The 15,431-nt window shown below is 38.8% G+C and carries 7 protein-coding genes; all 7 read right to left on the reverse strand.

Annotated elements, in window-relative coordinates; all coding sequences use genetic code 11:
* Positions 1 to 79: 79 nt before the first annotated feature.
* The 7 genes from DD829_RS12520 to DD829_RS12550 all read right to left on the reverse strand — a co-directional run bounded on the left by DD829_RS12520 (position 80) and on the right by DD829_RS12550 (position 15,188).
* A complete protein-coding gene (locus DD829_RS12520) occupies positions 80 to 2,062 on the reverse strand; it encodes an alpha-L-arabinofuranosidase C-terminal domain-containing protein (protein WP_108408853.1) in 1,983 nt (660 codons plus the stop codon).
* Positions 2,063 to 2,126: 64 nt separating this feature from the next.
* Positions 2,127 to 4,754, reverse strand: a complete 2,628-nt coding sequence (locus DD829_RS12525) for a beta-glucosidase (protein WP_108408852.1) — start codon at positions 4,752 to 4,754, stop codon at positions 2,127 to 2,129.
* Positions 4,755 to 4,952: 198 nt separating this feature from the next.
* Positions 4,953 to 7,682 carry a T9SS type A sorting domain-containing protein gene (locus tag DD829_RS12530; RefSeq protein WP_116547803.1) on the reverse strand — a complete coding sequence of 910 codons (2,730 nt, stop codon included), beginning with the start codon at positions 7,680 to 7,682 and terminating at the stop codon, positions 4,953 to 4,955.
* 262 nt (positions 7,683 to 7,944) lie between these two features.
* The gene (locus tag DD829_RS12535; RefSeq protein ID WP_108408706.1) at positions 7,945 to 10,467 is read right to left on the reverse strand and encodes a glycosyl hydrolase 115 family protein; all 2,523 of its coding nucleotides are present in this window, start codon (positions 10,465 to 10,467) and stop codon (positions 7,945 to 7,947) included.
* Positions 10,468 to 10,709: 242 nt separating this feature from the next.
* The gene (locus tag DD829_RS12540) at positions 10,710 to 12,650 is read right to left on the reverse strand and encodes a glycoside hydrolase family 97 protein (RefSeq protein WP_108408707.1); all 1,941 of its coding nucleotides are present in this window, start codon (positions 12,648 to 12,650) and stop codon (positions 10,710 to 10,712) included.
* 2 nt (positions 12,651 to 12,652) lie between these two features.
* Positions 12,653 to 14,020 carry a glycoside hydrolase family 43 protein gene (locus tag DD829_RS12545; RefSeq protein WP_108408708.1) on the reverse strand — a complete coding sequence of 456 codons (1,368 nt, stop codon included), beginning with the start codon at positions 14,018 to 14,020 and terminating at the stop codon, positions 12,653 to 12,655.
* An 82-nt stretch (positions 14,021 to 14,102) separates the two neighbouring features.
* On the reverse strand, positions 14,103 to 15,188 hold the full coding sequence (locus DD829_RS12550) for an alpha/beta hydrolase-fold protein (protein WP_228408187.1): 1,086 nt from the start codon (positions 15,186 to 15,188) through the stop codon (positions 14,103 to 14,105).
* Positions 15,189 to 15,431 lie beyond the last annotated feature (243 nt).

A 15,431-nucleotide genomic window follows, 5' to 3' on the forward strand; every position in this document is an offset into this window, starting at 1 on the left:
CAAATATAAGATTCTATTTTAAATAAATGTAATATTTACACTTAATTTTAAATTTTCTTTTATTGATGGGGATTTGGAGCTATTTAAGCTTTAAAATAACGAGAGAATTTGCCGGAATTTCTACTGAAAATTTTCCCTTTTTAATGGTCTGCGTTTCTTCTTTGGGTGTGATGGTCTCCGTTTGGAAATTATTTTCATCGGAAAGTCCTGATGAAGTCAGTAAGATTTTGGTGAGCTTACTGGGATTTTTAATGTTTTTGGGATTGATTTCAACTGACATTTTTTCATCATCCGTACTAACAATTTTAATGATTGTTTCATTTTTTTCAAGGTCATGTACGGCGGATGCATAAAGATGGTTTTCGCCCTTCAGCGGCTTTCCGTTTTCGGAAATTTTAATTAAATCTGTTCCTTTATTGTTTGAAAATAATTTCTGAACATAATAATTGGGAGTTGCATAAGATGTGAGATTATTAAACCAGATTAAATCGGGCGTCCATTGCCAACCGTCTGCGTGAGCGAAAAGCGGTGCGTAAGAAGTCATGGTTACAACATCTGCATTGCGTTCCAATCCGGTCATAAAAGCGGCTTCCGAAAGTGCGGTCAACCAGTTGTTTTTATTGTCCGGCTTTACAACACCCACCGATTGTGCGGCGTATTCCCCGGCAAAAACCTTAGGTCCTGAACGGTCGTATTCATCATATCTTCCGGCGTTTTTCATAAACCATTCCGGAGAATTATAATAATGCTCATCCACAACCTGCGTATTCAGTTTTTTAAGTTCTTTCCAGCCGTAATCGAAAAATTCGCCATCGGGAGACGGTCCGCTTCCCGAAATAATTTTAATATCAGGATATTTGGTGTGAATTGCTTTTTCAAAAACTTTGTACCGTTCTATATAATCTGCTCCCCATTGTTCGTTTCCTACACCGATGAATTTCATGTTAAAAGGTTTCGAATGTCCCATTTCAGTACGGATTTTACCCCATTTCGTATTGGAATCTCCGTTTGCAAATTCAATTAAATCAAGAGCATCCTGAACATAAGGATCTAAATCTTCCATTTTTACAAGTTCTGCCGTGTTGAACTGGCATGCCATTCCGCAGCTTAAAACAGGAAGCGGTTCTGCACCTAAATCTTCAGCCAACTGAAAATATTCAAAAAAGCCAAGACCGAAAGACTGCCAGTAATCCGGAGTTAAACGATGAGCAAATCCGTTGTTCCACTTATTAATCAAATTTTCACGGTCTTCCACTTTTCCGATTGTTTTTTTCCATTGATAACGTTCTGCCAACGTTCGACCTTCAACAATACATCCGCCGGGAAAACGTAAAAACCCGGGTTGTAAATCATATAATTTCTGAACCAAATCCTTCCGTAAACCGCCTTTTCTTCCTTTCCATGTGTTTTGCGGAAATAAAGAAATCATATCCATATTCACAATGCCCTTCCCTGTAAAAGTGATTTGAAGTTTAGCCTTTTCAATGGTTTTGGAAGGTATAAAAACGGTGCTGTATTTTTGCCATCCTGCTCCCTTGATTATGGATGAGACAGAAGAAATCACCATTCCGTTTTCATCAATCAGTTTTGTATTGACCGCAGAAATATTTCCTGAAACGTTTTCTAAATTGAAACTAAAATCATACTTTTCACCCTGATGAATCCCAATTCCCCGGAAACCTTCGTTTTCAAGTGAATAGTTTTTATCATTCCAAACCGTTATTCTTGCGTAGTTTTTATTGGTTTTAGACTTATCAGTAATAATCGTCAGAAAGCCGGAATCTAAATTGGGAGACAATGTTTTTGTATTGGGTTGTTTCCAGCCTGTCAAAGGTTCGTCGAACTCGAAGCTTCGGTTTTTGATGAGTTCAGCATACAATCCTCCGTCTGCAGCAAAGTTGATGTCTTCGAAGAAAATTCCGTACATCGTAGGCTGGATTTTGATGTTGGTTGAGGTTCCGTCCAAATCGAGAACGTGCTTTTTAACCTTCCCATTTTGTGCTGAAAGGAAAGCTATGCTTAGAGAAAATGCGGTGACGAATATTTTGGTTTTCGTTTTCATTTTTTGAGTTGAAAAGTTGAATTTTGATTGATAAACCTTATAGGTTTTGTAGGCTGAAGGCTGATTAATTAACTTTCAACCGAATACTTTTTAACCCTGATTCATCAGAAGTTCCGCCGTAGAAAATGGTGTAATCTCCTGCTTTTGCAACCAAGTCATCCGCTTTTTCATCATAAAATTTAAAGGAATCTTTAGAAATAGTTAACCGGATATTTTTTGTTTCCTTAGATTTAATCAGGGTTCTTTCAAATGACCGTAAAGTCTTTACTGGCGCCAAAGCATCATTATTTCTTTTCACATACACCTGAATCACTTCCTCACCATCTCTTTCCGAATTATTGGTAACAGGAACTGTAATCGTTACATTTTCATTGGATTGGACAGAATTTTTATCCAAATAAGCATTTCCATAAACAAACTTCGAATAACTCAGCCCATGTCCGAACGCGTACAAAGGTTTTTCCGTCATATACCGATAGGTTCTTCCCTGCATATCATAGTTTTCAAAACCCTTATGTTTAGCTGTTTTAGAAAGATTATTATCGAGCTGTTCCAGATTTTTGTAGAATGTAACCGGCAATCTTCCCGCCGGATTGTAATCTCCCGCCAGAACATCTGCAATCGCCGTTCCGCTCGATTGTCCACCATACCATGCATTCAGTAAAGCATCATAATTTTTTTCGTCCTGCGCTAAACCTAATGAACTTCCTGTACAAAGCACAAAAACGACTGGTTTTCCTGTCTTGCGCAATTCAGCTAATAAATCACGCTGAACTTTCGGTAAATCAATGGACGTTTTATCGCCTCCTTTGAAGCCTTCTGCATTCACCATCATTTCTTCACCTTCCAGACTTGGCGAAAGTCCACCCGCAAAAATAATGACCTCTGCATCTTTCACTTTTTCCCGAACGGCAGCAAAATTGACCGGATCTTTTCTGTATACATCGAAAGTGATGCTTACATATTTTCCTCTTTGAGTATGCCTTAATTCAATGTTATATTCTTTTCCTTTTTCCATTTTCACAGGAAATTCTGAAGGATGTCTTGCATCGGGACCTTTTCTTGTGGCGATTTCTTTTCCGTCAACAAAAAGTGTGTAAACATCGGATGTTGAAGCTGAAAAAATAACATCGCCTGTATATGTACTTTTGAAAACGCCGGAAATAATCGCCGATGTATTTTCCCTTCCCACATTGGGAGCAAGCTGGGTTCCGCCAAAACTGTTGTAATTGATTCCGCTTTTATTGACTGAAATATTAGCAGGAGTTCCTTTGAATTCATTATTGTTGAAAAACGCTACTTTCATTCCTTTTTCGCCGTTTTTCCGGCTTAAAAAATTCTGATAAAGCGAAGTTCTGGAAGAAGGATCTGTTACCTCGCTTCCCTTTTCATAAATAATTTCAGCGTTTGGAAATTTGTTTTTAATTCCATCTAAAATCGTTACAATGGATGAAGGTGTTCCGTTATAATTTCCCAACTGCATCAGTCCGTCATCTGCATTTGGACCAACGACTGCGATTTTTTTGATGTTTTTATTCAAAGGCAAAACATTCTTCTCATTTTTCATTAATACAATTGATTTCTGAGCCATTTTTAGAGCCTGCTTTTTATGCTCTTCAGAATCCACAACGGAATATGGAATGGAGTTCCAGTGAACAGAAGCTTTAGGATCAAGCATTCCGAGCTCAAACCAGCCTTTCAGAATTCTGCGCATAGAAACATCCAGGTCTTTTTCTGTGATTAAACCACTTGCTAAAGATTTGTTTAAATTATTGTAGGTGTCGCCACATTCTAAATCTGTGGAGTGTTTCAGGGCATCTGCAGCGGTGCTTTTCTCGTCGGGATGTGTTCCATGGTATTGCTTCTGATAGAAATCTGCCAAAGCCCAGCAATCGGAAACGACCATTCCGTCGTAGTTCCATTTTCCGCGGAGAATTTCTGTCAATAAAGTATTGTTCGCACAGCAAGGCTGACCATCGAACGCATTGTACGCACACATCACTTCCCTTACATTTCCCTCTAAAACCAAGGCTTTGAAAGCCGGAAGATAAGTTTCATACAAATCTCGTCTGGAAACTTCTGCGTTGTACGAATGCCTGTTCCATTCGGGACCGCTGTGTACAGCGAAGTGTTTTGCGCAGGCATGGGTTTTAAAATATTTCGGATCATTTCCCTGAAGACCTTTTACGGCTGCAACGCCCAGTATAGAAGTCAGATACGGATCTTCGCCATAGGTTTCCTGACCTCTTCCCCATCTCGGATCACGGAAAATATTAATATTCGGAGTCCAGAACGTCAAACCTTCATAACGTCCGGTTTTTTGAGACTCATCAAAAGATCTGTTGTATTTTGCTCTCGCTTCGTCGGAAATCATTTCAAAAGTTTTGAGATGTTCCGGAACATCCCACGCTGCTGCCATTCCGATTGCCTGAGGAAAAACCGTTGCGGTTCCTGCTCTTGCAACACCATGAAGCGCCTCATTCCACCAACCATAACCGGGAATTTCCAGCCTGGGAACGGCTTTGGAATTATCCATCATCATACCGATTTTTTCATCAACCGTTAATAATCCGAGCAGATTTTCGATTCTTTGTTCTACCGGAAGATCCGGGTTTTGGAAAGGATATTTAAAATTCTGTGCGTACGAGAAAGCAGAGATGACGATTGATATATTGAACAGGAGTTTTTTCATTTAATCAAAACAAAATATTTTATGATTAGAAATCTTTAATTATTACATCATCCAATTAAGAATTTTGTAATGAAAACAAATATAAGATTCTCCGTTAAATAAATGTAAAAAAAACACTTATTATTTTTTTATCGGAGAAAACAAAGCCATCAAAATATTATACTGATGATGGCTTTGATGAATTAACTGATATACAGATTATTGTTTAATAAATTTCTGTGACCCTCTTTTCTGGTTTCCGGATGAAATTTCAATAAAATAGGTTCCTGCAGAAAGGTCGTTGATTCCGATACGATTTTTTCCGGCATTCATTTTCAATCCCGATTTTACTAAGCCTCCTCTTGCATCATAAATTTTAGCCGTTGCATCCTGAGTTTTTAATTCAACAAAAATTTCCGTTTTTGCAGGATTAGGATAAAGCTTTATTGCATCTTTCTGCACACTGTTTTCCTGTGTAGCCAATACTGAGAAATTTAGAGGAAGCATATTTGCGGAATACAGATTTTCTTCGGTAAGATATGCTCTGAAAGGATTAATCATCGGCTCGTTTCCTGCAACAACTTTGTAAAAGCCTGTTACTCCGCCTTCTGTTTTCAAGACATAACTATTAGCCGGAACTTTTATGGTATGATATACTCCGTTCATCTGATTTACGGTAATGGCTTTTGGTGTAGAAACGTTACCTGTTCCTGTAAAAGTATAGTTTCCTGTCGCATTCACAAGTACCGGAGTATTGGCAGGAATTGTTCCGCCAGAAATCTGGGTTCCCGAAACCGCTGTTGCGCCCGGCGACATAAGATATACCGATACTCCTGAAGGAATATTGGCTTCAAAAGGTAACAGTAAAGTTTCGTACCCGTTAAAAGTTCTGCTGTAAGAAGCTGATGTCGTGCTGAAATTAAACGGAACCTGAAAATCTTTGCCCAAATCTGAAAGGACAAGGCTGGAACAAGCTGTTCCGGAAATTACATTGTTTGAGGTAGAATTTACATTAGAATTCAAATAAAAAATGTTATTTGAATTTACGCTTAGAGGCTGCCAGTTATTTGAAGGGGTAATTCCTGCAGTTGTCCTGAAATCCAGTGAGGTAAAGTAGCCATTTTCGAGTGCATCCATAAGGTTACTGTCACTGTCTGAATAGGTTCCGCCAAATTTTGAAGCAATTTCGTTGCCTACATTAAAATAAACATCTCCTAAATTTAAGGTAAGAACGGAACTGTAGTTAGAATTTCTAAGTCCTAAAATTCCTTTACAACCGTCGGTAAGCACCTGTCTCGAAATATCAAGGGTAATATCAAAATTTCCTCCTGTCGGAAAATTGATCCTTCCGTAGTTGAAAGATTTTGCAATATCCTGACTGTTGATATAATACAGAGTCGTATTATCTGAATAGCTTTGTCCGGCTGTAGTGTAGCTGTTAACGTGTAAAATTAGTTTGTTGTATCTGTCGTTCAACTGAAGATAACCGTTTGAAGCAGTCATATTATTACTGATCAAAGGACTTGGATTGGAAAATGTTACCGTTGTATTACTGATGTTAAAAGCAGTTCCGAAAGCGGAATTGGTGGTTGTTTGTGTCTCAATTTTATTGTAATGGATATTTCCGCCTGTCATCAGAGAAACCGGTCTGTCGCCACTTTTATTGAATACGAAAGTCATCACGCTGGATGGAGCGATATCCGCTCCGGGACGGAAAGTGGGCGTACTGAATGAAATCGGCGTGGTCACCATATTGGAAGAAGCATTTGTAAGGACTTTTGTTCCCGATGTTGTATAAAAAGGCAGATCGACCTTCAGGTTATAAGTATTGGCAGAAGAATTAATGACCATCAAAACAATCTGGTTACCATCTGCGGAAATATAGGAAGATCCCTGTAAAGCTCCGGTTTTATCTTCCCATTTGGCATCAATTCTTGTTTTTCCTGTTACGTATTTTGCATAATGGGAAAGGATATAACCTCTTTTAGACATCACTCCTGTTGGTGTTCCGTAGGTTCCGTCGCCCATTAATCCGTAATATCTTTTTGAAGCATAATGAATCCACGCATTGATATTTCCGAGCATGGAATTATTGATGCTTGAAGCAAAGTTAAAAGCATCAAGGTTCCAGCTAAAATCACGCGGCGTCTGGCTGCCGGAGTTCCAATTAATCAGATATTCTGTCTGCCAGATTTCTTTATTGTAATTCTGGAACTGTTTGTAAGCCGACTGCATTAATCCGTACTGATGCCCTCCATAAACTTCAAAATTTGCCATAGTAGCAGTATTAAGCATGGCATTGGCAAAATTATCGGTAAAACCTACACTTTCCGGTGCAATCACTTTGCAGTTGATGAGGTGTCCGTAATCTTTTACAAAAGCTGAAATCTGAGCGGGAGTCCATATACATCCCTGATATTGAGCCATTTCGTCCGGTTCATTCTGAATGGAAATATAATCCAGATCCACTCCATTTGTTTGTAAATAGGTAACGAAACTGTTGAGATACAATGCATAATCCTGATAATTTTCGGGCTTTAAATATCCGATCTGCTGGACTCCGTTGGCGTCTGTATACACGGCATTCACATGGTTATTGGTTTTCCAGGCTGCAGGCATCGTCCACGGACTTGCGAAAATGGTAAGCCCCATTGATTTTGCCAACTGTGCCGTTGGTAATACAGCACTCCAGTTGTTGCTGTCCTCCGGAATATACAGCCTCATGATATTATAGCCTCCTTCGCTTCCTGATCCCCAAAGCGTCTGAATTTCGGAAGTCGTCATGTGATTGTAAGCGAACTGCGGACTGCAGACAAATCCTCCGAATCCTTTTATTTTCTGATACGAGGTATTTTTATCGATTTTAACGGTGGTAAGCTGTCCGTAAAAAAAACTGCTAAAAAGCAGAAAAATAGATTGAATTGCTAAAAAGTTTAAACGTTTTTTCATAATGTTCTAGTTTTAATTTTAATCATTTTTCAGTAAAGTATGGAATATACAATCCCCTTCAAGACGGTTTATTATTGAAAAACCATCAAGAAAATTCCCTGAACTGTATCAGGCAGCGAGTTTTAAATAAAGTTTTGTTACAAAGCTTCTGCTGTTTTTCTTGTCCTGTATTTGATGAAAACAATATTTAAAGAAAGAGAATGATAAATTAGATTAATATTTCATAAGCAAAGCATTGATTGTTATTACTATTTGCTGATTTTCAGTGAAGAATTTCACTTTCGGGTGCACCCAGATAAGAAGGCTGTAAACCTCCCGTATCGATCAGTATTTTTTCAAGAACGATTCCCGGCTCAAGAACTCTGAATCGCAGCGTATGTTTTCCGGGTTGTAAAATCTGGTGTTTTGTTGCAGATTTAATAATATGTTCGGATTGCCACCTTCCCAATTCGCCTCTGTAATGACCATTGAAATTGACAATCTGCGGCGTTTGATTATCAAAAGAAATTTCATAACGCAGTCCTTTGTTGTGATTAAAATTCAAAGTCGGCGCCAATAACAACTGGACTTCGAATTCACCTTTGGATTCAAAATTCATATCATATTCCAGATAAATATTTTCATCCGCTTTTGGATAGTCATTCTGTGGAAAGGTAGTCACGCCGGATTTAGTTTTCCCAAAATCCGGAATCACTTCCCAATGAATTCGGTCTGAATGGCTGGTCCTCGCAAAATTTTCCGCTTCTATTGAAATATAGCCGTTTTTCTCCTGAAATGTCTTTTCTTTGGAAGCATTATCATCATATACATAGGTTACTTCAGGCATTATATTTTCTTTTCCGTCTGCCCAAGTTTTGTATCCTATTCTCATCTGATCCATCATGTGTTTCCATTTCCCGCCGGCAATTTCATTGTTGTATTTATGATCCAGATATGCATTTCTCTCAAAGCATTCTTTTACCTTGTCCGCAAAATAATTTGCTTTTAAATCATATCTGGCAGCCAATTCTCTGTTTTTGGCAACGGCATAATACATTTCATACAAATTACTGCATGCATCAATGGGATAAAGAACTAACTGATAATAGGCATCCTGATATTCTGCAGGGATCTGTTCTTTCAGGCGCAATGCATCAACAGCCAACGCTCTGTAATCATTTAAAACAGTTTCGAATTCGTAGTAATTTTCCAGGCTGTATGTTTTGCTGTCCAGTGTTTCGGGTGTAACGCGACGGTTGTATTTCGCATACAGATTAATCATTCTCGCAATTTCTTTGGCGTGCTTTTCACCAAACTGCTGTGCTGACCATCTTTCGGTATATTCTAAAAGATTTTTTGAATTGAACTGCTTCGGATTCCATGCCATTTCAAGGAAAAAACTGATGGGAAATTCCATCGGTTTCAAATCTCCGACATTTACCACCCAAACTTTATCCACTTTATGTTCGTAGGAAAGATTCATCTGTTCCCAAACTCTTTGAATCGGATTGATATTGATCCATTTTGAATTTCTCGGTCCACCCACATAATCAAAGTGGTAGTACATTCCATAACCGCCTTTGTGCAAAGGTTTTGAAAGATCCGGAAGTTTTCTCACATTTCCCCAGTTATCATCACAGAATAATAGAATTACATCATCTGGAACCCGCATTCCTTTGTCATAATACTCCTGAACTTCTTTATACAAAGCCCAAACCTGAGGCGTTTTTTCTGCTTTTTTACCGGTCACCTCAGCAATGATTCTTCGCTGGTCTTTTACAATTTTTTCAAGTAAGGAAATATTGGTTCCCTCTCCCATCGCTTCATCACCATCGCCGCGCATTCCGACTGTTACTAATTTTTCCCAGTTTTTACTTCTTTCAAGCCCCAATTTCCAGAATTTCTGCAAAACTTTTTCATTTTTGGAATAATCCCAGGTATTTGGCAGATTATTTTTCTTAACATATCTATGCCAATCGGTCTGAGCCTGAGCCATTGGTTCATGATGCGAAGTTCCCATAACAATTCCCATTTCATCGGCTAAAGGTCCGTTCAAAGGATCATCGTCATAGAAAGCTTTTCCCCACATTGCTGGCCAGATGTAATTTCCTTTCAGTCTTAAAATCAGCTCAAAAACTTTTTCGTAAAATTTAGAATTGATTCCTCCAAAAGTTGCTCTCGCCCATCCTCCCAATGAAGGTTCTTCATCATTCAGAAAAATACCACGGTATTCTACTGCGGGCTCTCCGTCTGTATACATTCCTTTTTTGAAGTATACATTTTCTTTTTTCTCAACCGGAACATCTGCCCAGTAATACCATGGCGAAACCCCGATTTGCTGAGACATTTCGTAGATGCCGTAAATGGTTCCTCTTTTGTCGCTTCCGGCAATGACGATTGCTTCAGAAACGCCGGGAAATGGATGGCTTACATTCTGAATGATGTATTTTTCATTTTTCCCTGTTAAAGATTTTCCATCAATTTTTTTCTGTTTAATGAGATCATCAATTACAGATTTTGTTCCGACTGTCCCGATGATGATTAAAGGAGAATTCATTTCCGAAACCTGATTCAATATATTGGGTTCACTTCCTGTTACTTTCTGAAAATCGGACTGCAGATTTTTAACTGCTTTCAAAATTCCTGTATCTATTCCGGAACTGACAAGAATCGAAAGGCTGACTGATTTTTCTTTCAATACGATTGTTTCCGCATTTTTTTCTGCGCTGATGAAGGGTTCTGTTGCATTGAGCTGTAAACAGCATCCGAATACCATGACGAGAAAAAATATTTTTATCTGATTCATAATCTTTTATTTTCTATTTAAATAAAATTTGAACGGCTTATCAAATTGAACCCTTTCAGGGTTCGGATTTTATTCATATTTCTTTCCATAGGATTGTACCTATGGCTATTGATATTGAATCCTTCGGATTCTTTGAGTGCAGCGAATCTCTCGCAGCCCGACTTGAACGGAGCTCTTTTTGCCGCAGCAAAGCGGAGGCAAAAAAGCGGGAGTGGAAGGCGGAAAAAGCTGCCCAAAACCAATTAATTTCTCAAAACAAATCCTCCGTTTGGCTGAATTTCCACATTAAAATTACCTTTTGCACTCACTTTCACTTCTTTTTCTGATGAATTTCCGTGAGCATCGTCGTTGATGAATTTCACCGTTTTTCCAGCAAACACAGGAAGACTGATTTTCAATTTTTTTACCGTTTTTTCTGCATTAATTCCGGCAACATACCATTGATTCTGATGTCTTCTTGCGATTACGGAATATTTTCCGGGATAACCGTCTACAAAAACCGTTTCATCCCAAAGTGTCGGGATCTTCTTCATAAAATCAAGCTGAAATTTCGGGGCATCGGTAAGGTTATTCGGTGTTATCCCAAACATCTGAACCGGATTCTGAAACAGAACTGCTGTTGCCAACTGAAAGCCATCTGTTGTGTATCTTTTATTTTTGTCTTTGTTGGATTTCGTTAAATATTTATTGAGAAAAGTCCCGCCAAACTCCATACTTCCGACGGTATTTCTGATGAAGGGATGCAGCGAGGCGAAAAAAGCTTCCTGTTTGCGGATATCTTCGGAAAAATAGAGCATTTCGGATGCTAAAACAGCTTCGCTTCCAGCATAATTCGGGTACATTACTTCCCAGCCTCTTGGTAATGTTGCTCCGTGAAAAATAATCTTTAACCCAAAATCATTGGCATCGGAAAGGATGTCTTCATACAGACGCATTGTTTCCTGTTTATCGCCACCGAAAAAATCGACTTTTAATCCTTTTACGCCTATATCTTTCAGCCATTTCATTTCTTTTTTGCGTTCTATGGAGGAACTCATTTTGTTTCTCGGTCCCATCGGCGCATCATTGGAAGCACCATTGGAATTGTACCAAAGCAATACGCCTACATTTTTGGATCTGGCATATTGAATGAGATCTTTCATTCTTTCTTTTCCTATATTTTTGTCCCAAAGCGCATCGATCAGAATGTATTCATACCCCATTTCTGATGCTAAATCGATAAAAAGGCTTTGATCTTTATAATTCATGCTGTTGTCCTGCCACAAAATCCAGCTCCAGGTTGATCTTCCGAAAGTATATTTCTGTGAGGGTTCATACATTGACTCCACAACATCAAAAGGAATCGTTGTTTCCACAATCGGTTTTAAAGAATCGCCAATGGTGATGGTTCTCCAAGGTGTTTTTCCGGGAAGTGAAATGGCGGCTCCTACGCTTCCGAATCCATTGTTTTCAGCCTTATTCGGGTAAGCTATCCTATAAAGATTTTTTTCTGGGGTTGTATCCAAATGAGAAGCGCAGTAGAGACTGTTTACACCAGTTTCAGACAATAAAATCCATCCATCGCTTCCGACATGAAACAATCCCGGAAAAACGTAACCATAATCAGATTTTATTCCTAATTCTGCATCAGCTTTATAACCACTTTCGTAGCTTGGTGCCGTTCTGGCAAAACCTGTCATCGGTTTCATCATCGGAGAAAGGAAAGTTGTGGTTTGAGACGGAAATCTGTAACCTGTAATTTCTGATTGAACAACCGCGCTCAGACGGTCTTTCATCGGCTGAATTTCATATCTGAAAGCCAGATTGTTATTGCTCAACTGAAATTCAATCCCAATATTAAAGTTATCTGCATTGGTAAAATTGACTATTAAAGTATTTGCCGTATAACTGACTTGTGATTTCTTGATTTTTCCGTTGGTATAATTTTTAGAAATTTTATCTTTTTTGTTGTCAACTAATTTCAAATTTTCAGAAAAATCAGATTCATTGGTAATTAGACCTAAAGGTGATTTTTCCAACATTATTTTTCCCTGAAAACTAAGATTATAAAGAGCTTTTCCGTTTTCAGCAAAGACATTTAATTTTAATTTTCCGTCGGGACTTGAGATTTCTGCGACCTGTGCAAAACCTGAAATTCCGGTGAGGAACAACAACAATATGGAGAGATAGGATATTTTAATCATAATTAGTTATTTTCAAGAAAAGTCCAGTAATCGAAAAACATAATATCTTTAGATGCTTTTCCATTAAATACAAAATACACATCGTGAACACCTGTAATTTTTTCCTTCAGTTCAGTTTTCACGGTTTCCCAACGGTCGTCTCCGCCGGTTAAAGGAACTTTTACTGTGGCAACCAATGGTCCGTTAATACCGTCCAGATGAACATCCATTGTCACGTCACTGTTGTGTGTTGTTCCCACTCTTGCTGAAAATGTTGCGGCACCTTTTTTACCAAAATCCACATTTTTCACACTGGTATAAGCGCCGCTTTTTTTTGCTTTGATAAAAACCCCTGCTGCTTTGTTCTGATAAGATTTTATATTTTCAGACCATGCAATTGTTTCCGCCTGATTAAATGAGTAAGGATTAATGGCTGCAATGGCTTTGGAAATTCCATTCGTCATTTTGATGGGTACAACCGAGCCGTCTTTATTAAAACTGAGTTCCTCCACACTTACGGATCTTGTAAATCCGCTTCCTCCAGGCAAAGCACCGTTGTGATAAAAGAAATAGGTTTTTCCTCTGAAATCAACAATTCCGGGATGATTGGTGAACGATTTCCCTTCGTTCGGCATCATAATTCCGCCGTATTTCCATGGTCCTTTTGCGCTTTTGCTTGTGGAGTAGCCTATGAATTCCGGAAGCGGACCGCCCGGCCAGAAGAGATAATACAGATCTTTTCTTTTATATAACCAAGGTCCTTCTTCATATTTCGTCGGTCTTTCAGGATTTTCTTTTCCGTCTCTTTTCCCGAAAGATTCTGCTGTCATGGGAACTTCAACAATCTCGCCGGAGTAAGAAATCATGTCCTGATTCAGTTTTACATATTTGAGTTTTGGATTTCCCCAGTACATATGCGCCTGTCCGTCGTCATCAATAAAAACCGTCGGATCGATGTCGCCCCATTCGCTTTGCACAAGAGGCTTTCCAAGCGGATCATGAAACGGCCCGAACGGACTGTCTCCCACCGCAACACCAATCGCTCCTTTATTATTGGTTTTAGACCACATCGGAACGTACATAAAAAATTTACCGTTCCTTTCCACGCACTGTGCCGCCCACGCATCACGTTTTGCCCAGTGGAAATCGCTGTAGGAAAGAATGGTTCCATGATCGGTCCAGTTCACCATATCGTTGGTGGAATAGACTTTCCAGTCGTTCATCGTAAACCATGTGGAATCATCTTCATCATGGGTGGTGTAAACGTAAAGCCTGTCGTTGTACACCATTGGAGCCGGATCGGCGGTATAGCTGGTCTGAATAATGGGATTCTGCGAATATAATATTCCTGAAAAGCCTACCAGACAGAGATTTAACATTATTTTTTTCATATTTTAAATGACTTTGGAATAAAAATTTTTAATGCGGATGTCCCCCTGAGGAACGTCTTTTAAAGCATAAAAATCATCTCCTTCAAAAGGAATATCGATTAGAATAGTAATGAAAACTTCCGCTTTGAGGATCTGTTGTACCAATCCAAAAACTATCTGACTCTTTTTTCAGGGCATCTTTTTTTTCTAAATCGATCTGCACTTTTTGCGCTTCCGGAGCTTTGATTTTAAACATCACTCTTTCGTCGGCAAGAATTTTGGGATACTGCGCATTCCTGATATTGGTTGCTTCGGGTGTTCCCAAAACCGTAAAATTACTGAACTGAGATTTATCGACAGGCTTGAATAATAGCTGTGAAAAGATATATAAATCATTTTTCCAGACCTTGAAGTCGTGACCGCCCGGTTCTATATAAAAAATATGGGGGATTTTATTTTTTTTGAGATAATCGCTGGTTCTCTTACTGAAAGGCATCAGTCCGTCTGCATCGCCACAGGAAATAAAAATAAGTTTGAGCTTCAGAGCATCTTGTGGATTGGGCAAAAGCTTATCGGGCTCTTTGGTGTTAGGCGCTGAAGAAAATGCTCCCAACCAGGCAAATTTATCGCTGTTTCCGAAGGCAAAATTCTGAGTTTGTCCGCCTCCCATTGAAAGGCCTGCCAAAGCCCTGCTTTCTCTGTCTTTTTTAACAGGATATTTTTTTTCTACAAAGGGAATCAGATCATTCAGCAGATCTTTTTCGAAGGTTGTAAAGGCTTCTACTTTATCCGGAGCCATTATATTTCCTGTTGCCCTGTCATCCTTCATGGCTCTTCCGTTCGGTAAAACTACAATCATAGGCTGCAGTTTTCCCTGTGCGTAGAGATTATCAAGAATAACATTTGGTTTTCCCTGATTGAACCATTCTTTTTCGTCTCCGCCAATACCATGAAGAAGATAAAGAACAGGGTATTTATTTCCTTTTTTGAATCCGGGTGGTGTGTAAATCAGTGCTTTTCTAGTCGTTCCTACCGTTTTTGAAACATATTGAACCGTATCGATTTTTCCGTGGGAAATTGTAGGATTTTCTACATCAAAACCTTGTGGTGCCTGTTTATCGGAAGTCTGTGCAGAAAAAAGGACTCCGGATAACATGAAAGTGACTGTTAATATGATGGATCTGTTCATGATTTTTATTTGTGAGTTTTACACTTATTGATTTTGATAAAAAAATTATTCATGCAAATGGATTTGTTTTTTTTAATTTTATCGTCTGTTTTTATCAACAGTTCGCCTCTACGAGGCTTTGTTTTGGTGACGCAACTTTTTTCTATTAACAGAATGCTCCTACGGAGCTCATATCTCTTTTTAAACAGCGAATCTCTCGTAGCCCGGCTTGAACGAAGCTCTTTTTGTGAGGAGAAACGACGA

It is taken from the genome of Chryseobacterium sp. HMWF035 (assembly GCF_003094695.1).
GTDB classification, from domain to species: domain Bacteria; phylum Bacteroidota; class Bacteroidia; order Flavobacteriales; family Weeksellaceae; genus Chryseobacterium; species Chryseobacterium gambrini.

Coding starts and splice junctions, on each gene's coding strand:
- DD829_RS12520 (WP_108408853.1), bottom strand. CDS start 2,062: ATGAAAACGAAAACCAAAATATTCGTCACCGCATTTTCTCTAAGCATA.
- DD829_RS12525 (WP_108408852.1), bottom strand. CDS start 4,754: ATGAAAAAACTCCTGTTCAATATATCAATCGTCATCTCTGCTTTCTCG.
- DD829_RS12530 (WP_116547803.1), bottom strand. CDS start 7,682: ATGAAAAAACGTTTAAACTTTTTAGCAATTCAATCTATTTTTCTGCTT.
- DD829_RS12535 (WP_108408706.1), bottom strand. CDS start 10,467: ATGAATCAGATAAAAATATTTTTTCTCGTCATGGTATTCGGATGCTGT.
- DD829_RS12540 (WP_108408707.1), bottom strand. CDS start 12,650: ATGATTAAAATATCCTATCTCTCCATATTGTTGTTGTTCCTCACCGGA.
- DD829_RS12545 (WP_108408708.1), bottom strand. CDS start 14,020: ATGAAAAAAATAATGTTAAATCTCTGTCTGGTAGGCTTTTCAGGAATA.
- DD829_RS12550 (WP_228408187.1), bottom strand. CDS start 15,188: ATGAACAGATCCATCATATTAACAGTCACTTTCATGTTATCCGGAGTC.